The 20,921-nt window shown below is 43.9% G+C and carries 15 protein-coding genes; 3 read left to right on the top strand and 12 right to left on the bottom strand.

All coding sequences use genetic code 11. The annotated features are described in order from the left end of the window. Positions 1-133: 133 nt before the first annotated feature. From hutH to secDF, 6 genes are all read right to left on the bottom strand, one after another. Complete coding sequence (hutH, locus tag BQ7394_RS03075; protein ID WP_075556028.1) at positions 134-1,624, bottom strand: histidine ammonia-lyase; 1,491 nt, start codon at positions 1,622-1,624, stop codon at positions 134-136. Positions 1,625-1,626: 2 nt separating this feature from the next. Next, positions 1,627-2,250 (bottom strand): cyclodeaminase/cyclohydrolase family protein, encoded by a 624-nt coding sequence (locus BQ7394_RS03070; RefSeq protein WP_075556027.1) that lies wholly within the window; start codon positions 2,248-2,250, stop codon positions 1,627-1,629. A 44-nt stretch (positions 2,251-2,294) separates the two neighbouring features. Then, a complete protein-coding gene (hutI, locus tag BQ7394_RS03065; protein WP_075556026.1) occupies positions 2,295-3,545 on the bottom strand; it encodes an imidazolonepropionase in 1,251 nt (416 codons plus the stop codon). Between the two features lie 3 nt (positions 3,546-3,548). After that, the gene (gene ftcD, locus BQ7394_RS03060; protein ID WP_075556025.1) at positions 3,549-4,454 is read right to left on the bottom strand and encodes a glutamate formimidoyltransferase; all 906 of its coding nucleotides are present in this window, start codon (positions 4,452-4,454) and stop codon (positions 3,549-3,551) included. Between the two features lie 4 nt (positions 4,455-4,458). After that, entirely contained in the window at positions 4,459-6,456 is a 1,998-nt protein-coding gene (locus BQ7394_RS03055; protein WP_075556024.1) for a urocanate hydratase, read from the bottom strand. A gap of 181 nt (positions 6,457-6,637) precedes the next feature. Then, entirely contained in the window at positions 6,638-9,667 is a 3,030-nt protein-coding gene (gene secDF, locus BQ7394_RS03050; protein WP_075556023.1) for a protein translocase subunit SecDF, read from the bottom strand. 171 nt (positions 9,668-9,838) lie between these two features. Here secDF and BQ7394_RS03045 point away from each other — a divergent pair, with 171 nt between their 5' ends. Both BQ7394_RS03045 and BQ7394_RS03040 read left to right on the top strand, forming a co-directional pair. After that, positions 9,839-10,858, top strand: a complete 1,020-nt coding sequence (locus tag BQ7394_RS03045) for a DUF4468 domain-containing protein (RefSeq protein WP_075556022.1) — start codon at positions 9,839-9,841, stop codon at positions 10,856-10,858. Continuing rightward, positions 10,846-11,415, top strand: a complete 570-nt coding sequence (locus tag BQ7394_RS03040; protein ID WP_075556021.1) for a DUF4468 domain-containing protein — start codon at positions 10,846-10,848, stop codon at positions 11,413-11,415. Before BQ7394_RS03045 ends, BQ7394_RS03040 begins: the two co-directional genes overlap by 13 nt. Positions 11,416-11,471: 56 nt before the next feature. Here the strand turns inward: BQ7394_RS03040 and BQ7394_RS03035 are convergent, their stop codons facing one another. From BQ7394_RS03035 to BQ7394_RS03025, 3 genes are read right to left on the bottom strand one after another with little or no spacing between them, the layout of a single operon-like run. Next, positions 11,472-12,587: an endonuclease/exonuclease/phosphatase family protein gene (locus BQ7394_RS03035; RefSeq protein ID WP_075556020.1), complete on the bottom strand. Its 1,116-nt coding sequence runs from the start codon at positions 12,585-12,587 to the stop codon at positions 11,472-11,474. After that, on the bottom strand, positions 12,584-13,462 hold the full coding sequence (locus BQ7394_RS03030) for a rhomboid family intramembrane serine protease (RefSeq protein ID WP_075556019.1): 879 nt from the start codon (positions 13,460-13,462) through the stop codon (positions 12,584-12,586). Before BQ7394_RS03030 ends, BQ7394_RS03035 begins: the two co-directional genes overlap by 4 nt. Then, on the bottom strand, positions 13,443-14,153 hold the full coding sequence (locus BQ7394_RS03025; RefSeq protein ID WP_075556843.1) for a rhomboid family intramembrane serine protease: 711 nt from the start codon (positions 14,151-14,153) through the stop codon (positions 13,443-13,445). Before BQ7394_RS03025 ends, BQ7394_RS03030 begins: the two co-directional genes overlap by 20 nt. A gap of 184 nt (positions 14,154-14,337) precedes the next feature. Here BQ7394_RS03025 and BQ7394_RS03020 point away from each other — a divergent pair, with 184 nt between their 5' ends. Then, positions 14,338-14,610, top strand: coding sequence for an HU family DNA-binding protein (locus BQ7394_RS03020; RefSeq protein WP_075556018.1), 273 nt, complete (start codon positions 14,338-14,340; stop codon positions 14,608-14,610). A 277-nt stretch (positions 14,611-14,887) separates the two neighbouring features. Here the strand turns inward: BQ7394_RS03020 and BQ7394_RS03015 are convergent, their stop codons facing one another. From BQ7394_RS03015 to BQ7394_RS03005, 3 genes are read right to left on the bottom strand one after another with little or no spacing between them, the layout of a single operon-like run. Continuing rightward, positions 14,888-18,052, bottom strand: coding sequence for a fimbrial protein (locus BQ7394_RS03015; protein ID WP_075556017.1), 3,165 nt, complete (start codon positions 18,050-18,052; stop codon positions 14,888-14,890). A gap of 33 nt (positions 18,053-18,085) precedes the next feature. Further along, entirely contained in the window at positions 18,086-19,759 is a 1,674-nt protein-coding gene (locus BQ7394_RS03010; RefSeq protein WP_075556016.1) for a fimbrillin family protein, read from the bottom strand. Between the two features lie 29 nt (positions 19,760-19,788). Next, the gene (locus tag BQ7394_RS03005; protein WP_075556015.1) at positions 19,789-20,910 is read right to left on the bottom strand and encodes a fimbrial protein; all 1,122 of its coding nucleotides are present in this window, start codon (positions 20,908-20,910) and stop codon (positions 19,789-19,791) included. Positions 20,911-20,921 lie beyond the last annotated feature (11 nt).

Below are 20,921 nucleotides of genomic sequence, written 5' to 3'. Positions count from 1 at the left end.
TTAGATATCCGTTTGCTGAAGCAAACGGCAAAAGAGAGCCTGCGGCATGAGGCGGAGCCTCATAAAAAGACTCACCTTTTTCTAGTTTCCATGTAGTTTTTCGTGTAAAACCAGAAAACAGATTCAATCCTTATTACATCGGATGCCTCCGCAGGAAAGCAACCGTACGGTGGATTTCGGTGTACATAACGATGTCATCCTCAATAAAAGGGACCTCTTTGCGGAAGTCTTTCAGGAACTTTTCGAGGATGGGAGACGTTTTAGCCGGGCGGCGGAACTCTATCCCCTGGGCGGCATTCATTAATTCGATAGCCAGGATCAGATCGAGGTTATCCATGATCTTGAAGAGTTTGGTGGCGGCATTCGCCCCCATACTGACATGATCTTCCTGTCCGTTGCTGGATACGATCGAGTCGCTGCTGGCAGCATAGCAATACATTTTGTTCTGGCTAACCATGCTGGCGGCAGCATACTGGGGAATCATAAAACCGGAGTTCAGCCCAGGGTTGGCTACGAGGAATTCAGGTAAACCACGAAGTCCCATGATAAGCTGTGCCACACGCCGTTCGGAGATATTACCCAACTCGGCAAGGGCAATAGCCAGGAAGTCATAAGAGATTGCCAACGGTTGACCGTGGAAGTTTCCGCCGGAGATGATCTTATCTTCATCAGGGAAAATGGTCGGGTTGTCCGTTACCGAATTGATCTCGGTAAGCAGCACACCGGACACGTAGTTGATGGCATCCTTTGTCGCCCCGTGTACCTGTGGGATACAGCGGAAAGAATACGGGTCTTGCACATGTTCCTTTTTACGGTTTATCAGTTCGCTTCCTTCCAGAAACTCCCGGAAAGCTTTACCTGTCTCTATCTGTCCCGGGTGGGGGCGTATCTGCTGGATACAATCCATGAAAGGATCGATACGTCCGTCGAAGGCCTCCAAAGACAAAGCGGCAATCATATCGGCCCTCCGCGAAAGACGGAAGGCACGCATCAGGGCAAAGACGCCGTTGGCACTCATAAACTGTGTGCCGTTCAGTAAGGCAAGCCCTTCTTTGCTTTTCAAGCGAACAGGTTTCCAGGCAAACTCATCCAGTACGCTGATAGCTTCCCGCTTCTTACCTTTATAATACACATCCCCCACGCCGATAAGCGGAAGGAAGAGATTGGCCAACGGAGCCAGATCGCCGGAAGCACCCAGCGAACCACGGTCGTAAACGATCGGCAGGACGTCGTTATTGAAGAAGTCGAGAATGCGCTGCACCGTGATGACCTGCACCCCGCTATGTCCCAACGACAAGGCATGCGCCTTCAGGAGCATCATCAACCGGACGATAACCGGGCTCACTTCGTCGCCTACACTACAAGCATGACTCTTTACCAGATTCTCCTGCAGGGTACTAAGCTCGTCGGGCGAGATATTTTTGTTGCACAACGAACCAAAGCCGGTAGTAATGCCGTAGAGCGGGCCGTCCTGCAGCTCGATCTTCCGGTCCAGGTAATCGCGGCAATTCTGAATACGGTCACGCACCTCCGGTGTCAGCTCCAGTTTCATATTCTGCGTAAGTATCTGCTCTATACTTTCGAAAGTAAGAGGCTCGGAACCTACATAATAGACATTCCCCATAATTATAAGATTGTTTTAACCCACTTAAGCAGCTTAGTCTCGATACGGATCGCTTCAGATTCCAGATAATCGGCTTTTATTTTCATTCGTTCTACAAAAACTTCATCCTTAATCGAACCTAAGTTGATACGGACATTCAGTAAAGCCCCCAGCACACAGGAACGGGCCGCCATCATAGCAACACAGGCATCGGTAACAGCATTTCGGTTACCTCTATGTGCTACGTAGATAATCGTTTCCATCACGGATGCCACCTCTTCGGCGACTTGCATGGGAACCATTGCCGCTTCTTTTGTTGCATCCTGAATTATACGGCTACGTTCAGCAATCTGTTCTTCCGTTTCTTTCGGAAGTTTGAAAGCTGCAAATACATAGTTGTAAGCTTCGCTATCACGGTCGATGTCGCGTATCAGACGTTCACGGATAAGAGCCGCTTCCGTGGCTATCGTTTTCATCTGTCCCTCTACATCGGCATATTTCTTTTTCCCGATCGTCAGGTTCGCTACCATTTCCGTCAAAGCAGTAGCGATAGCCCCATTCAGGGCAGAGATACTTCCGCCGCCAGGAACAGGTGCATTACTGGCGGTTTCAGCCAAAAAGTCTTTAATTGTCAAGTCTACTAGCATAGTATAATTATATTTAAGGTGTTAAACAATGAATAACATACTTCTCAGATCATATAAATAATACCGTCCTTGATGACTGTATCCACAATATTCATTCCTACATTGTAAGGCAGAAACTTATAAGAAGGATATTTCAATAAAACCAGGTCGGCTTTCTTTCCTACGTCAATACTACCAATCTTGTTTGCACGTCCCAAGGCGGCGGCTCCATTAATAGTCAGTGCTGTAACCGCCTCTTCCACCGTCAGTTTCATCTGAATACAGGCCAAAGCAAACAGCATTGGAATAGAGCAGGAGAAACTGCTGCCGGGATTGTAATCGGAAGCTAGAGCTACGGCACAACCGGCATCTATCATTTCACGTCCACGGGCGAACGGTTCGTTCAGCGAGAAAGCGGTAAGCGGAAGCAAGGTTGCGATCACCCCGCTACGTGCCATCCGTTTGATACCTTCGTCCGAGGCATGAAGAAGATGGTCGGCACTGACCACTTTCAGACGGGCGGCCAGTTCGGCACCTCCCAGAGATACGATCTCGTCGGCATGCATCTTTAGCTTGAAACGCTGGCTTCTTGCAGCACGCAACAGGCGTTCGCTTTGCTTCAGAGAAAATACACCTTGTTCGCAAAAGACATCACAAAAGGTAACTGTTCTTTCCAAACGAAGCTCCGGCAATACCTGCTCGATCATATAAGTGATATAGTCGTCTGTCTGATGGGTATACTCGGGAGGAGTGGCATGAGCACCCAAATAGGTGGAAACCACGTCTACCGGATGTTCCTCGTTCAGGTCGGCCATAACGCGCAGTTGCCTTAATTCCGTTTCGAAATCAAGCCCGTATCCGCTTTTTCCTTCTACTGTCGTAACACCCATATCGAGCATCTCGTCGAGCCGCTCGTAGCCGATGCTCCACAATTGCTCGAAGTCGCAATCGCGAGTGGCATTGACCGTATTGGCTATACCGCCGCCGCGTTCCATGATCGACATATAACTATCCCCTTTCAACCGCCAAGAAAACTCTTCTTCCCGGTAGCCTCCGAAAATAAAATGAGTATGACTATCCACGAAACCGGGAAGAAGTGCCCGGCCACTGGCATCAATCTCAAGGTATTCCTCCACATCGACCTGTCGTAAAATATCTTTGGTTGAGCCGACATGTGTGATTATACCGCCGGATACGACTACCGCTCCATCTTCAATCACATGCAGGTCGGACATTTCCGAACCTTTCTTTGCCTGAAAACCGGAGCAGGTAACGACCTGCGATGCATTTCTTATCAGTAATTTATCTCCTTTCATGTTTTATTCCATTATTCTGGCTTCTAACACCTGGTTCATCGAAAAGTTCTCCAACCCCAGGTAAAAAGACGCCGTATCGATCAATGCTTCCATCGGAACCAATCCGATTATCTCACTTCCAACCACCGGCACTCCGTAACGCCGTGCTTCCACCTTGACCAGTTCGAATGCACGGTACAGGGCCGTACGGGTATAATCGGTCATATTTATGGAAACCTGTGTGATTCCGCGCTCTTTCAACTCTACTCCCATAGCTTTGCAATAACGCAGGCCACCGCCTATAAAACGGATCTTCTTCGCGATATCGCTAGCTATTTCCAGATTTGCCGTACCGAGATTCACATTATAAGCTACCAGCGGCATGCGTGCGCCCACAGCAACGGTTCCGGCTGTCGGGTGGCGTTCGGCCGGTCCGAAGTCCGGTTGCCATTCCGGCAATTTAATCTTATCCGCCATTCCTTCAAACTCGCCTTTCCTGACAGCTGCCAGGTTTTCACGGTAAGGGGCCGAGGCCGACTTTTCATAAAGGAATACAGGCACATTATACAAAGCAGCGATCTGTTCGCCTACCTCCTTCGATAAACCGACTGCTTCCTCCATCGTACATCCTTTAATAGGAATGAACGGTACGACATCGACAGCTCCCATCCTCGGATGCTGTCCGGTATGACAAGTCAGATCTATTAACGCTACAGCCTGTCCGACAGCTTCCAGCAGAGCAGCCTTCAATGCCTCGGGTTCACCGACCACGGTTACCACCAGACGGTTATGATCTTCATCATTACTATAATCTAACAATTTGACTCCCTGTCTGGCTCTGAATGGCTCTATTATTTTTTCTATCTTCCCCAAATCTCTTCCTTCACTAAAATTGGGAACACATTCCATTATCTTACTCCAACTACTCATAACTTCAGATATTTAAAGAGGTCTCTACTATTTGGTGTATCAACGTTTCCTGTGGAATATAAGGAATCGTTATATGATACTGATCTTCATTTTTCTTATTAAATACTTCACAGGTCTCGATTGCATGCGGGTTACGGGCCCATGACCGGCGTGCCACGCCTCCCATGACATCCCACAGCATGGCAGAACGTAATATTTCGTCCACCCGTTCGCTTCCGTCGAGCAACATGCCGAAGCCACCGTTTATAGCCTTACCGATTCCTACTCCTCCACCGTTATGGAGAGCAACCAGGCTCATTCCACGTGCAGCATTTCCGGCAAAACATTGCACGGCCATATCGGCCATTACGTTACTACCGTCATAAATATTGGCTGTTTCACGGAAAGGCGAATCTGTTCCACTTACGTCGTGGTGGTCGCGGCCTAACATAACAGGGCCGATCTCACCACCACGTACCATCCGGTTAAAGCGGAGAGCTATCTTCAACCGCCCTTCAGCATCCTGATACAAGATACGGGCCTGCGTACCGACCACCAGCCGGTTCTTTTCGGCATCGCGTATCCAGTTATAATTATCCCGGTCTTGTCCCCTGCGTTCCGGATCGATACAATCCATTGCCGCATGGTCTGTTTTTATTAAATCTTCATGTTTACCGCTCAGGCATACCCAGCGGAAAGGTCCATAGCCGTAATCGAACAGTTCAGGCCCCATAATATCTTCCACATAAGAAGGCCAGATAAAACCGTCTTTCTCATCTATTCCGTTCCTGGATATTTCTTTTACTCCGGCATCGTAAATCGCTTTCATAAATGAATTGCCATAATCGAAGAAATAGGTACCCGAGGCCACCAGCTTCTTTATTATCTCATAATGCCTGCATAACGACTGATCGACTAAAGTACAAAACCTATCATGATCATCCGACAACAGCCGTGTCCGTTCCTCAAAACTGATGCCTGCCGGACAATAGCCACCTTCGTAGACGGCATGGCAGGATGTCTGGTCACTCAAGAGATCGATATGAACAGATTCCGCTCCGGCATATTCCAGCAGGTCGACAATGTTACCATGAAAGGCTATCGAAAGCGGCTCTTTCGCAGCCTGCGCTTTCTTTGCCAAACGGAAAGCCTCCGCTTTATCAGCAGTAACCAGCTGTACCCATCCTTGTGAACGCCGTGTCTCGATACGTGAAAAGTCGACTTCGGCAACAATGCAGGCTGCCCCGGCTATAACCGCTGCTTTCGGTTGTGCCCCGCTCATACCGCCCAACCCGGAAGAGACAAAAAGATGGCCTCTAAGGTCTTTATCCTGCGGGATGCCTAATTTCAGGCGACCGGCATTCAATAGCGTATTGAACGTACCATGAACGATACCTTGCGGACCGATGTACATCCATCCTCCGGCCGTCATCTGTCCATAATTAGCCACTCCCATCTGGGCGGCAATATGCCAGTCTTTCTGGTTGTCGAACAAACCGACCATCATCGAATTTGTGATGATGACCCGCGGAGCTTCCGGCTTCGACCGGAACAATCCCAAAGGATGGCCTGACTCGATAACCAGTGTCTGTTCCTGTGTCATTACTTCCAGATACTGCTTGATAAGCCGGTATTGCATCCAGTTCTGACAAACTTGACCGGTTTCGCCATAAGTAACCAATTCGTAGGGATACAAGGCAATATCGAAACAGAGATTGTTATCTATCATCACCTGAAAAGCTTTCCCTTCCAGGCAATTCCCTTTATAATCTTCAATCGAACGTGCTTTCAAATCTCCCTCGGGACGATAACGATAGCCGTATATCCTTCCACGGGTAAGAAGTTCCTCCATAAATTCGGGGGCTAACGTTGCATGAAGTTCATTGGGTACATACCTTAAAGCATTTTTCAATGCTGTTTCGGTTTGTGTGGGCGTAAGCGTATAGCCGCGATCAGGAGCGCGGCGGATACCGGCAACAAAAGAAGGATATTCCGGTAGTTGGCGACCAAGATGTATTTGCATAACTGATGACATTTATCTATTACTTACAATCTGTCAGAAAAACATCCTATAAGTGGCCTACAAGGTAATTATTTCCTTACGTTTGAGCAATTTCACATATATGTTTAGAAGCATAATAAAAGCAAAAAGAGGCTGCCTAAAAAACTAGACAGCCTCTTCTTTATCTTATCGTAACTGCTTCTTATTTTGCTAATTCAGCAGCCGCTTTCTTATTGATCTTTCTTTTCTGTATTTCGTATGCGATCGGAGTTGCAATGAACAATGTTGAATATGTTCCGACTACGATACCCAGCAGGATAGCGAACGTAAAGCTACGGATTGTGCTACCACCAAGGATAAAGATACAAAGTACAACAACCAATGTTGTTAATGATGTATTGAATGTACGAGACAATGTAGAGTTCAATGCATCATTGATCACCTGGTAACGGTCGCGCTTCGGATACAGACCGATCGTTTCACGGATACGGTCGAATACAACCACGGTATCATTGATAGAGTAACCGATAATCGTCAGGATAGCCGCGATAAACGTCTGGTCGACTTCCATAGAGAACGGTAACAACTTCCATAATAATGTATAGAAAGAAATGATACACAATGTTGTTACTGCAACTGAAGCAAATGCTCCTACAGAGAAAGCCCAGTCACGGAAACGAAGCAGGATATAAGCCGCCATACAGAACATAGCGAAGATAACGGCCATGATAGCACTATTCTTGATGTCGTCAGCCATACTCGGTCCTACCTTCTGTGAGCTCTGGATATAAGTTGTTGTGAACTTATCCAAAGTCACATCTGCAGGAAGCAACGTTTTAACGCCTTCGAACAACAGTGATTCGATTTCCTGGTCTACTGCTGGATCTGCATCTTCGATCTTATAGTTGGTAGAGATACGAACCTGATCCGGGGTACCGATAGTGATAACACTTACAGCACCGTCCAATTTTTCATCCAACATATTACGAACTTCGTCCGTCTTCACATCCTGGTCGAAACGAACGATATAGTTACGTCCACCGGTGAAGTCGATACCATTGTTCAAACCGATTGTTGACATAGAGATAGCTCCCAGCAGGATAATAACAGCAGGAATAATATAACCTACTTTACGGGCTCCGAGGAAGTTGATCTTCGGATTAGTCAACAGGTCTTTTGTAATTGAAGTTACAAATGTTACATTCTTCAGTTTATCTTTAGCCAGTAATGCTTCATAAACGATACGAGTCAGGAAGACTGCAGTAAGGAAAGAAGCGAACAGACCGATGATCATGGTAGTTGCGAAACCACGGATAGGACCTGTACCGAAATAGAACAATACGACACCGGTAATGATAGATGTTAAGTTTGAGTCGAAAATAGCAGAGAACGCATTGCTATAACCATCGGCAATAGCCTTGCCTAACGATTTACCAGCACGAAGTTCTTCTTTTGTACGTTCGTAGATCAACACGTTTGCATCGACCGCCATACCCAGCGTCAACACCATACCGGCGATACCCGGCAAAGTAAGTACTGCCTGGAAAGAAGCAAGGATACCCATTGTGAAGAAGATGTTCAATACCAGTGCACCGTCTGCAATCAGACCCGGGATAATTCCGTAGAATGCACACATATAAACCATCAACAGGATCAAAGCCAGCGCAAATGAGATAACACCTGAACTGATAGCTTCCTGACCCAGTGACGGACCGACAACGTCTTCCTGTACGATATGTACCGAAGCAGCCATCTTACCTGATTTCAATACGTTTGCCAAGTCCTTCGCTTCTTCCGGAGTGAAATGACCTGTGATAGAAGAACGTCCTCCGGTAATTTCATCGTTTACATTCGGAGCTGAATAAACCATATCATCCAAAACGATAGCGATAGATTTACCGATATTTTCTTTTGTCAGACGAGCCCATGATTTAGCTCCTTCTGCGTTCATGCTCATGCTAACCTGTTGTTCTGAACGACCTACCTGCTGAACGAAGTCAGCGTTAGCGTCAGTCACCACGTCACCACCTAAAGCAGGTGAACCGTCACGGTTAGTAACCTTGATAGCATATAATTCGAAATATTGTTCTTTTTCGTCGATTGCCTTAACACCCCATTTCAAAGAAAGGTTACGAGGCAATACATCTTTTACCTGCTTCATTGCAAGGTATTCGTTGATCTTAGGGATGTCTCTTACATTAGCCACACCCACAGAAGCGCCACGACCTAACTGACCGTTGTACTGGTTGATCTGCAATAAAGCAAACAACGGATGCTGTTTTGCAAACTCTTCCATCGACTGGTTAGCCTGAGCCTCCGGTTTATCCTTAGCGATCTGAGCCAACAGTGAATCAGCTTCGTTTGTATTTGCACTTTCATCAACAGTAGCAGTTTCCGTTACAGTCGTATCAGCACCGTCAGTAGAAACAGTTTCTGTTTCAGTTGCAGAAGCTTCGTCATTATGTTCTTTCAATACTGTTGCCAGAATATTATCGGCAGCAACCAACTGCTGATACACTTCCGGTAACTGATAAGTTTCCCAGAATTCCAGGTTAGCGCTACCCTGCAACAATTTACGAACACGTTCCGGTTCTTTCACACCCGGAAGTTCCACCAGGATACGACCTGCTGTTTCCAGACGTTGAATGTTCGGAGAAACTACACCGAAACGGTCGATACGAGTACGTAATACGTTAAACGAGTTATCGATAGCACTTTTCAACTCATCTTTCAATACAGAAACAACCTGAGCATCTGTGCTCTGCGGAGTAATTTTATCTTTCAGTTCAAATGTACTGAATATGGCAGACAAACGTGCGCCACTGTCCAGGTTCTTGTACTCTTCTGCAAACAAGTCAATAAAGTCCTTCTGACTGGTTGCCTGACGAGCATAAGCTGAAGTTAAAGCTTTATTGAAGTTTTCATCCTGGTTATTGTTTGACAGCGAACGGATTACATCAGCCACATTCAACTCCAGAACGACGTTCATACCGCCTTTCAGGTCAAGTCCTAAACTAATTTCCATTTCACGGCACTGCTTGAGCGTATAGCCCAACCATACCTTCTGAGTAGATAATGAGTCTAAATAAAGACTCTCTTTCGACGGATCCCCTCCTGCATACTCAGCGGCTTTATTGTTGTAATATCTTGTTACAAATGAGAACGATAGATAGAACAAACATACAAGCGTAAGTAACACAGCGAAGACCTTTACAAATCCCTTGTTTTGCATTTGAATCTTGAGTTTATGTTATTACATTATTTATTTTCGTTTTTTCACAGGGTGCAAATATAGGCTTTTTTTTCTTTGTCATATAGCAATATGATTAATTATTTGTCACTCTCATAGTTAATTTCAAGTACAATTATATATCTTTGCCCATAAAAAAACACAGAATTCACCATGAAACATCTTTTATTATTCCTTTTATTCATTCCTTCTCTGCTTATAGCTCAAGAGGATCAGAAGTATTTAGCCGGTGCTGTAACTGAAGATGACGGCAAAGTTGTATTTTCCAAAGAGATAAGTATGCCCTCCCTTTCAAAGGATCAGATTTATGATATTATGTATTCGTGGGCACAACAATACTTCAGTGAAGACGGACGCCGCCTGGTTTATTCCGATAAAGACAAAGGCGATATCGCAGCCGTAGGTGAAGAATACCTTGTATTCCAAAGCACGGCATTATCGCTGGACCGTTCATTGATAAACTATCGCGTAACGATAGAATGTGAAAATAATTCAGCAAAGATCAAGATGACCGGCATCCGCTACGAATACAACGTATCCTATCAGCGTGAACCCGAAAAATATACTGCGGAAGAGTGGATCACAGACAAATTTGCATTGAACAAGAAAAAAGATAAACTGAACCGTGGTAACGGCAAATTCCGTCGTAAAACCATCGATTTAGCAGACGAAATGTTCAAGAGTGCAGATGCTGCCTTTGGCATCCAGCCGGCAGGTGTTGTCACTCCGGCTTATGCGGTAGCCCCTGTACAACAGCAAACAGCTCCGGCCACAGTTCCCGCACAACAGATAACTAAAGCGCCTGTCAACAACATCGAAGTATGCCAGGGACTGAGCGCATTCGAACCGGACAAAATCCCGTCGACACTGCTGAACATGTTGCCGGAAAGTAAGATGCAGGTAACTCCCGGCGATAATGAAAGTCTGGTAGAACATTATGCCACCTGGAAAGAGATGGGTAAAATGTTTGGAAAGAATATTGCATCTATCTCTATCAGCCCGGATAGCGAAGTATATAAAGCTATTAAAGACAACGATTTCTATACAATTTCTTTCACCAAACAGGATGAACCGGAAACCTGGTTTATGATTCAGTGTGTCAAACAAGGGGAATCAACCGAAGGGACACAAAAAATCATTATCGGTGAAATCATTAACGTATGGATCAGATAATCATGAAAACGACAAAAAACATACTGTTGCTGTTGATCTTGATGTGTCCCTTGCTGGCGATAGCCCAGGGGCACAAAGGTTCTGTAGAATCATGCGCTCCCATGAAAGAAGGGAAAGTTTGCTATAGTGATGAAGTCGATGCAGAAGGGATGAAAAAAGGCGAATTGTTCAATGCCATCGACAAGTGGGCCAGAAAAAATTACGGTAAGGATGTATTCCTGTCGAGCGTAACGTCCAGTAAGTCGAAAGGAACAATCAATGTAAATTCAAAGGTGGAGTTACTTCTGAACGACACAGACAAAACGATCGTCAAATATAAAATGAGAATATACTGTTATGATGAAAAGTATAACATCGAACTGACGGATATCTCTTACCAGTACGATCCGAAAAACGAGAAGAAGTTCAAAACCTATCCTGCAGAGAATGTCATAGCCAACAACGGCAAGTCAAACACTATTTCTGTTATTAAAGACCCTCTGTTATTCTGCAATGCCACTTTCTTTTTTGCAGAAAATCTGTTCGGAGATGTATTTGACGCAACACAAGAGGACTAAGATTATTATGCTATATAATATAATGTAAGGGGATACCTGTAAAGGTGTCTCCTTTTTTAGTCTTCCATTGTCAGATAACACCACAAAGGATAGTGGTCTGAATAACGAATCTTATCAACGGTACAATTCACAGACTTCATATTCGGAGAATGCAGAATATTATCTATACGAAACAAGAACATATTCTGGTTATACGTAACCCCCATCCCCCTGCCCGATTCGGCAAATGAATCGACCAATGGACCTTGGATAGTCCGGTGGGCATATGAGATCGGTGTGTCATTGAAGTCGCCACAAACCAGGATATAATCGCCTTTGGCCTTTTCCACTTCAGCACCTACTGCATCGGCCTGTCTGGCCCGTATTTTGAAAGCTGGTCCTAGCTTCTGTTCCAAAGCACCTTTTATACCATCGAAAGTATCTGTCCCGATGTTTTTAATAAATGCAGTATAACGGCTTCGATCTTCCATCGTCAACTTAAATGATTCGAGGTGATTATTAATCAATGTCAACTTTTTTCCATTCACATTCAGCTCATGAACAGACGACCCATTAGATTCGCTCTCGTATTTTATCCTGCGTGAGTTCGAAATAGGATATTTAGAGAATACCGCAATGCCAAAATTCATATAACCGGACGAACTGATAGGAATTATCGAACGGTAGGGATACATATCGAACGCTTTATATAATTTTTGAGAAGTCAGAAACTTATCTGATCTACTGACGGCATATTCCTGCAAACAAACAATATCCGCTCCCGAATCGGCTATATATTGCACAATTTTATTAGGCGATTCTTTGGTATGATCCTTATAGGCAAACCCCATCACATTATAAGTCAGTACTTTCAGCGTATTCTCCTTCGGAATATCTTTGACATGGGTATGATAAGGAAAATACTTCTTTACCGGTCCCCAACAAATTAGAAAAGCACTTAACCCGATCAATAAGAAGCGCCATTCCCACAGGAACAACCAATAGAGAACAAAACAGAGATTCAAGACACATAAAATGGGAAACGCCAACCCCAGGTAAGAAAAAACAAGGGCTGTATCCGGAGACACACGATCTGAGTAAGCTGAAGCGACAAACAGCACAACAACCAAAACATTGGCCAGTACGAACAATGATTTGAATAATAGTCCTAGTGTTTTCAGGCCTTCACTCATTTTTTGCTTGCATCAAATAATTGTCTTTTTTCATCGGCAGAAAGGCTTTCATATCCGGAGCGTTTCAATTTATCCAGAATAGCGTCGAGATCGGCCGACTCCCGGTTCTTACGGGCATTATATTCGTAATCCGTTTCAGCACGTTTATACGTCACTTTCATCTTCGGCTTTCTTTTTCCCAGGTTCACCACCCAGTCCAACAAACGATTCATCGGAGCAGTCAGGTCTTTTCCTTCCTTAATACGCATTGCAAACCAGATCCCGAATAAAGCCCCGCCAATATGAGCGATATGCCCACCGGCATTATCGGATGTAATAGCCAACAAATCGATCACAAAGGTAAACAGGGCTAAATACATCAGTTTGATACGCCCTATGAGGAATAAATTAATCTCCAAATCTTTCCGGTAAAATGAAACGGCAAAAACAATTGCCATTACCGAAGCGGAAGCTCCCATCAGATAACTGGAAGATGCTACCGTCTGGAAATATGGGAAAATATTATAGGCCAGCATAAACAGAACCGCACCTGCAATACCACCCAACAGATACAATCCTCCCAACTGTCGTTCGCTGAAGAAATTCAAAAACAGTCCTCCAAACCAATATAACCACAACATATTAAATAAAATATGCAGAAAGTCAAAATGGGTGAACATATAAGTAATAACCGTCCAGGGGCGGTATAATAGCAACTCAGGCGATGAAGGCATCTGCAAATATTGCAAAAAAGATATTCCGGGGATATTGAAGAGAAGAAAAATCACCCCCATCAGCCGGATCAGGATAAAAAGCCCTACATTTATATAAATGAGCTTTGCCAATATATTTCCTGCCCGGAACGTACTCTTCAGATTAGTAAAAATACCGTCCATTGCCTGCATCTTTCTTTTTCCAGTAGCGAACCAAAAAATAACCGAACAGCATACCGCCTAAATGGGCAAAGTGAGCCACTGTGTCCCCTCCAAAACTGGAAACACCCATAAAAAGTTCAGCCAACCCGTAAAATATAACAAAATATTTAGCCTTTATAGGTATCGGTATGAACATCAGGAATAACGGCACATTCGGAAATAGCATGGCAAATGCCAGCAAGATACCGAACACAGACCCTGAAGCTCCGATCGTAATCATCATATTCAACGACGGATCCATCTTTACCAGTTCGAAAAGCGTCAGACCGTTGGCACTGGCAAAAGACTGGACAGAATAAGCCCAAACCAACTCCTGCACAATACCGGCTCCAATACCTGTCACCAGATAAAAGGTAAGGAAGCGCTTCGGCCCCCAGACATTTTCAAGGACACGTCCGAACATATATACCCCGAACATATTAAAGAAAACATGTCCGAAAGAACGCGTATCATGCATAAACATGTAAGAAACAAACTGAAACGGATAAAAATCCTTTACACCCGGAAAGTGCAAACCTAAAATCTGCACCAGGTCGATCCCCATCTTCGGCAACGCCAGACTGGCTACCCAAAAAAGAAGGTTAATAATGATAAGGTTTTTTGTAACCGGTGGTATACTATTCAAGAACCCCGAGCCATTTTGATTCATCATATACATATCAATTTGCGGCAAAGGTAAATATATTTTGATTGTTTTTCCGCCAAATAGTACTAAAACATAGTAAATCAATAAAAAAAACAATGTTTTCCTTTGCAGAATATTAAATAAAAACTACATTTGGACCGACTTTTAGGCTATCGCAAGAATTGTTTAACATATTAATTATCAAACCATCATGAACAAAACAGAATTTATCTCAGCTGTATCGGAAAAATCCGGTTTAAGTAAGGCTGATGCGAAGAAAGCTGTCGAAGCTTTTGTAGAAACAGTATCTCAAGAATTAAAGGCTGGTGGCAAAGTAGCCCTTTTAGGTTTTGGATCTTTCTCTGTCGCAGAAAAAGCAGCTCGTAAAGGAGTTAACCCGAAGACAAAACAACCAATCGAAATTGCAGCCCGCAAAGCAGTTAAATTTAAAGCAGGTGCAGAGCTGAACGACAAGATAAAATAAGAACTGATAAAAAATAATTCCAGAGAACATCACTGCCCCCTGGAACCCACACTAGTATTAATATTAAACTTACCTGATTTACAGGTGAGTATCTTATTTCGAATTAATGATGACGGGGAATCATATTTCCCGTCATTTATTTTATACAAAGATGCTGCTTTTCAGTCTATTATCCTTGCTTTTTTGGTTCTGATATCACACTCGCCAACCTCGGCGCGCCACCTTGTAAACAACAATCCTTACGAATGTTTCATTTTTCAGAACAAAAAACCGCCTATCACTGAATCGTTTTCACACAGCGAGTATGAACCCAGAAATAACCACTATCGTCTTTACCTGCCCGACCTGACCAAAAGCCATAGTTTGACGGCACTATTCGATAAGCATTACTATCATTGGTCGTTGCTGTCCAGGTATCCAGATTTATTTTAGTGAAACTATCGGGCCATACAAGAGATGTTGCTCCATTATTTGAACCCTCAACTAAGTTTGCATCGGCTGTAGAACCGTTTAAAGCAAAGATCAGATACGCTTCAGAAAGAGTAGGCAATCTCCAACCACCACCACCGTCTGTTCTATTTGCACATGCAGCACTCGCCGTAGTCCAATTAGCAGTTTCGGAATCACCATTGTAGGTATTTGTATTAGACACTAAAAACTTCGGTGCAACTTTATTATCTGTAGCAACAGTAGAGAGAGCCGATGAATTTACGCCCAAACTACCCTCCCTGGAAGTAACTAAAACACCAACATTTCCGCTACTACTATATTCTTTGATATTTGGGTATTTGGTTCCAGAAGAAGGGTCTGTATACACGCACCTTGTAACGTTATAATCTGATGCCGCCGCCCCATCTGGATAATTATCCGGGAAAACAAATGGTATCATTATATACTCAGAGCCCTTCTTTGTTGTCGTCCAATAATTAGATCCGGAATGCCAACCTTCCATATTGGTTTGTTTATTGGAATTATCAATCACTCCCCCTAGTGCTTCTCTAAAAATTATCGATGTAGCCATTTCCCCCAAAGTTGGTATTCTCCATCCTGCTCCTATCCCTTCGCATAATGTCTTTGCTTCACTAAAAGGCATATATTTAGGTTCTCCTTTTTCATTTAGAATACGTAAAGGATTCACATGAAAAAGAGGATTAGCTCCCGTTTCACTGGTATATGAATTCGTTTCTGAAAATACCTGCAAATCTATTGTTCGATAAAACGGATAATATACATCGGAGCTGGGTGTTGGCTTTGTATGCATCGAGTTCTCAAATGTAACTCTGATTGTACCACTTTTTCCTGCTTTCCATTGACCGGTTCTAACTCGTACAAAGAAAGTATCGGTAGTCGAAATAAGATCTTTACTGGACTCAAATCTTGCCAAATACCCAGTGTTATCCTGACCTTGATATATATCACCACCTGAAAATATTTCATTGTCAGGACTATCACTTATTATTTCTACATTTGTTATTATCCAATTGACATTGACTCTTAACGGTAAATAATTATCCAACCCTAAAGGTAATCTATAACTATTCGATGTACTTCCTACCGGATAGTTATATATGTGAAACAGCAAATTCCCCTGATTAATCGGACATATCACCTGCCCCCCAAATACGTTGCCTGCAGCATCATACAATCTAAACTTTAAATGTTCCTGGCGCCATGAATCCGTACCGGCCCGTGGTAAGAGAGTGATTGCCTGCACTCCATTTTGTAACGAATACAAGGCTCCTTCCGTTACAGTACCTGTAGCGGGGGGAGCTTCTATTGCTGGAGCAATGGATGCATACTGTATTGCAGCGGTAGAGCCTGTTGCGGTACGGTCCCGACTAACCTTTACTCCGGCAGAGGTCCACATAACGTACATTGTCTGCGCCACAAGATCTCCATTATCATTATTCATTGGGAAAAACAAACCATTAGGCAGTTCGTTTCCGTAAACGTCCACAAACTTGATTAGCTCCCGTTTCTCAATATATTGTTTAATAGGTATCGTACGTGTCAAACGTCCGGCTGTCAGTGTTATTGTAGCAGTACGGCTTGTTACTCCGAGATCTCCCCAATAATAGGGAATATTCAAAAGCATTTCATCATCTTTATTTGCATCTCCGGATGCTTCAGCCGTTCCATTTGTAAAATTCAACCACCCCTTTCCCTCAGTTATAGTAGCTTTCCATCCTCCCGGACTATCGGTAAATACATCTATTTTATAAGCTGCATCTTCATATTGCCACACATTTACTTCCGACTGGCTTACCCCGAGCATATACTGTCCGTTATAAACAATGTCCGATATCTTGTCACGATCATAAGCAATTAACCGCACATCCAGATTGGTCATCGTTCGATACGACTCTATAGCCTCATCTCTAGTCAGATAACCAACACCGAAAGCTTTTTCGATATTGATTGTATATTTGTAATTTCGCTTTAACGGCATATAGTTGGCAGTCTCGGATTTCAGGAAATCTACCCGGTAATAATAAGATGTATTATCACCCTCCATTTTTCCTTTTACAATCAGGCAAACTGCATCCTTACGGCTTTCCGCACCATCATTAGGACTACCATCCGAATTACTGGCTGCATCTACAGCCGCCATAGCTTCATAAGTATAAATTTCCCCCAGATAACTTGTCGCTCCATTGACTGAATAAGTATAAGGTGACCCGGTTCTATCACTATTCCCCGGAATCATCGGATCATCCGGTACCGGATCACTTAACAACCCTGTTTCCGAATCCCAGGCAGGAGCAATATATCCGACTGTATTATAATTAGCCAGATATACATTCTCCACTGTAAAATTCGAAGCCTTGTTATTAATGTCAATACGGGCGAGCATACGAACCAGGTTGATGTTGGTTATAGGCTCCATCTCTGGATAAATTTTCGACACTTCTTTCTCTGCATACATAGGGATCGGGGTATAACCAGAGGAGCTGGAACCGTTAGCCGGCCATGCCACAGTAGAAGAGTGTGTCAGTTTCGGCATTATTTCAGCCTTTGTCTTCCCTATATCTGCATCCTGGATAATCGAAGAAAGCGATCGATTCGCTACCATTACAATACGTGCCTTGCCGCTGGTACGGGGTAGTTCCGCTGAAAAAGTCACCGTAGAAGGATTTTTGCTCAAATCCTGTGTAACATTTGTCGCCACCACCCGCGCCAGAAGAACCTCTGGACTTTGCGCAACATTGAATACAAGAATATCGACTGTTTTCACTTCGTCTTCCTTGTTGTTCGTACCCTCCATCGTTCGGGTAGACACAGACGGGATACTGACATCAGGAACCGTTAAGGTAAAGCTAACCGTATTTCCTGTTTGACGGGGTCCGACACTATACTCATCCGAACAACCCATAAAGCCGATCATCACCAGCAATATAAGTGATAAGATATTGAATCCGGATGTTGAATGTATATATTTCATTATTCTGTTTCCTTTCTTAAAAAATATTCTCTACTAGTAAAGTCCAGGCACTACAATCGTCAGAGGCGGATTGTTACCGTTTGTATTCTTCAGGGTGAGAGTAGCCGTTTTACCGGTTGGAGCATTGGTTTTGTAATAATAATAAAGCGCATCGCCATTACCTCCGCTCACACCCACCATCGTCTCCCTATTCATTAGTATACCGTCCGGATCGGATACATCAGTCACCTTCCAGGTCCACGCGCCAGGCTCTCCTGCACTCGAATTACCCGCATATCCCGAAGTAAAAACGAGTTTATAGCGAGGCACCGTCCCTGAAACTCCGGAATCGTCAAGTACTCTTGAAACTGTCATCCAGTCAGTCGCCCCACGGTATTGTTTGATTCTCATTTGTTGTATCAAATTACCAGCCTTGATATTGAAAAAAACATCCCGGCTATCGCCTGTGCCGTTATAAGAATCCACATTAATCTCAAGTTTGTAAGTGTATACACCAGACGAAATTGTCGCATTAGGCCTGTAAACCCTAGCCCAACCGAGTTCCAGATATGAATCATTTCCTTCGGGATTGGCAATACTACTCAGGAACACGCCTGCAGGATAGCCTGTATTCGGGTCCGTATCCAGTTTATAGTTTGTTTCTACATTTACAAAGACTTGTGCACTATTATTTGCCAGTTCGATCAATTTATATTCAACATTCAGATAATACTGCTTATCAAAGATCACATCCACCGGATTCGTATCCCACGGTAAAGATTGAGCAGTTATCTCGAATATCTTATCGGATAGGGTTATATTATAGTTTATATATTCTCCCGATTTCCACGTATGTGCACTGGCAGCAACAACTTCCCGGAGATTAAATTCGTTAGTTCCCCAATTGGTCGTTATAACGATTTTGGCAGCCGAAGAGAAATTGTCTGTCGGTAGCATGAGAAACGTATCCCCGATCTTAGCAACAGTACCCGTCACCGTATTACCGGAAGTAATCGTAGAAGTAACAGTACCTGTTGTAACATCACCCCAGGAAAATGCCGGTTTAGCAGAAGAAGAAACCGCAGGAATTTCTGTGACGACAAGCTTCCCGCTTTTCCCTATATCCTGAAATTCTATTTTATTTATAGTCACGACATCCGGAGCCGGGGCCACCTTCTTGAAGGTAAAAGAGACCTTCGTCAGGGTATGGTAGAAATGTATACTTACCGGACTTTTCCAGGCCAACGGTTCTGATACAGCAGTCAGCACATCCACATGATTGGCAGCATTGGTATTTACCGTATAGTTCAAACTTAACCGTCCAGCTGCGAAACTCGCAGTAGGCGTATAGCTACCATCACAAGGATACCACGAAAAGAACTTCAGTCGATCGGTTGCTTCATCAGGCCAGTACCGGATCGGTGACAATGAAGCGGTATAGTCACCGTTCACTTTTGCTTTGGCATCTTCAAAGTAAATCTGTTCACTCGATGATGCGGGTATTCTCGAAGCATAAATACCAAAATTCAGTCCCAGCAGGTCTGCATCCGAATCAATAGCCGTACCTTTGGTTACACTGGTCCCCTCCGTCACGATCGAACGCACGACTATCTGTTCCGTATCCATACCGCCGCCTATCATCTTCTCACAAGAAGAGAGGGCAGCCGCAAGAATGACAGCTGTCACTGTATATTTTATCTTATTTATATAAATCCCAAATTTCATCATCCATTATTTGCGTATGCCCGCCGAAGGGATCACAGCTTTATATCTAAATCGATGTCTTGTCTTGTACCCCAGTTTTCAACGGAGACCTGATGTATGTCAATCTCAAAGACTTCCCCTACATAGGCCGTTATTACATATACATTATTTCTTCGGATTTCAGTAAAAGACACAGCTTCTACATCCTCCGAAGTTCTTTGGGTGACCGTTTCTATCGGTCTTTTATCCATACCGACAGACAAAGTCGCTTTTTTAAAGTTCGCCATACTAATAGCCAACCTGTCAGTATAGTTTGAACGGAAGATACGTTCAGCTGTATAGAACGAACAGAGTAACTGTTGGTTCTTTGCACCGGTAGCAGAAGAATACTGCCAGGTTGTATCCTTTGTTGCAGTCCATGTCTGATCGACTAAAACACCATCAGCTACACTGCCCATAACCTTGCCGTAATTCTTCGATGCAGTGGCGTTACCACGCGTACCGTTGGATACGTTCCCCATCACAAAATAGCTGTTATAGGAAAGGTTATACAAGGTAACGCTACTGGCCTCCGCGTCAGCAGTTTGTTTAAAATATCCGATTTCATGCTCAGAATCTTTCCGGACTCCCAGATAGACATCCACCCTCGCTACGGCACGTTCGACCACCATCTTCACTGTTTCTGTATAGCCGTTAGCAACAGCTACATCCCGGATTACTCCAACCATAGGCATACCTGTAGTAGCAACAATCTCCTGACCGCTGTTGTTCAGAATCCGGGCAATATCATACGTTACATTCTCTAAGGTAGTCATGTCGTCAATGAGATCGAGTTGTCCCGTCAGCTCAGCCGGCTCATTGATGATCACTACCACAACCTTGTCATCGTTGGGAGTGACCTCTACCTCTTTTACTTTTATATCTGTCGCTGTTTCCGGCGACAGAACTTCTGAAAAAATATTTTTATCCAATTTCACTGTAGCCAACGACGCATCGTCGAATATGATAAATCGGATAGTTTTTATTAATTCCTGTCGGTCTTTATCCGTATCATCATCTAGGTAGACCCATAAAGACGCACGGGTAGCTAGTGGAGAAATAATCTCTTTTTCGCCACACGAGACCAAAGTCATGGCAAGAACAAAAAAAACTATATATAATAGTCTATATCGCATTTCATTTTATT

This window comes from Parabacteroides timonensis (genome assembly GCF_900128505.1).
GTDB classification, from domain to species: Bacteria; Bacteroidota; Bacteroidia; order Bacteroidales; family Tannerellaceae; genus Parabacteroides; species Parabacteroides timonensis.
The sequence above is the reverse complement of the archived record's forward strand: the minus strand, read 5'-3'. Positions and strand labels throughout refer to the sequence as shown.

Excerpts from the sequence above, each read along its gene's own strand:
- hutH (WP_075556028.1), bottom strand. The coding sequence starts at position 1,624 with ATGGGGAATGTCTATTATGTAGGTTCCGAGCCTCTTACTTTCGAAAGT.
- BQ7394_RS03070 (WP_075556027.1), bottom strand. The coding sequence starts at position 2,250 with ATGCTAGTAGACTTGACAATTAAAGACTTTTTGGCTGAAACCGCCAGT.
- hutI (WP_075556026.1), bottom strand. The coding sequence starts at position 3,545 with ATGAAAGGAGATAAATTACTGATAAGAAATGCATCGCAGGTCGTTACC.
- ftcD (WP_075556025.1), bottom strand. The coding sequence starts at position 4,454 with ATGAGTAGTTGGAGTAAGATAATGGAATGTGTTCCCAATTTTAGTGAA.
- BQ7394_RS03055 (WP_075556024.1), bottom strand. The coding sequence starts at position 6,456 with ATGCAAATACATCTTGGTCGCCAACTACCGGAATATCCTTCTTTTGTT.
- secDF (WP_075556023.1), bottom strand. The coding sequence starts at position 9,667 with ATGCAAAACAAGGGATTTGTAAAGGTCTTCGCTGTGTTACTTACGCTT.
- BQ7394_RS03045 (WP_075556022.1), top strand. The coding sequence starts at position 9,839 with ATGAAACATCTTTTATTATTCCTTTTATTCATTCCTTCTCTGCTTATA.
- BQ7394_RS03040 (WP_075556021.1), top strand. The coding sequence starts at position 10,846 with ATGGATCAGATAATCATGAAAACGACAAAAAACATACTGTTGCTGTTG.
- BQ7394_RS03035 (WP_075556020.1), bottom strand. The coding sequence starts at position 12,587 with ATGAGTGAAGGCCTGAAAACACTAGGACTATTATTCAAATCATTGTTC.
- BQ7394_RS03030 (WP_075556019.1), bottom strand. The coding sequence starts at position 13,462 with ATGGACGGTATTTTTACTAATCTGAAGAGTACGTTCCGGGCAGGAAAT.
- BQ7394_RS03025 (WP_075556843.1), bottom strand. The coding sequence starts at position 14,153 with ATGATGAATCAAAATGGCTCGGGGTTCTTGAATAGTATACCACCGGTT.
- BQ7394_RS03020 (WP_075556018.1), top strand. The coding sequence starts at position 14,338 with ATGAACAAAACAGAATTTATCTCAGCTGTATCGGAAAAATCCGGTTTA.
- BQ7394_RS03015 (WP_075556017.1), bottom strand. The coding sequence starts at position 18,052 with ATGAAATATATACATTCAACATCCGGATTCAATATCTTATCACTTATA.
- BQ7394_RS03010 (WP_075556016.1), bottom strand. The coding sequence starts at position 19,759 with ATGATGAAATTTGGGATTTATATAAATAAGATAAAATATACAGTGACA.
- BQ7394_RS03005 (WP_075556015.1), bottom strand. The coding sequence starts at position 20,910 with ATGCGATATAGACTATTATATATAGTTTTTTTTGTTCTTGCCATGACT.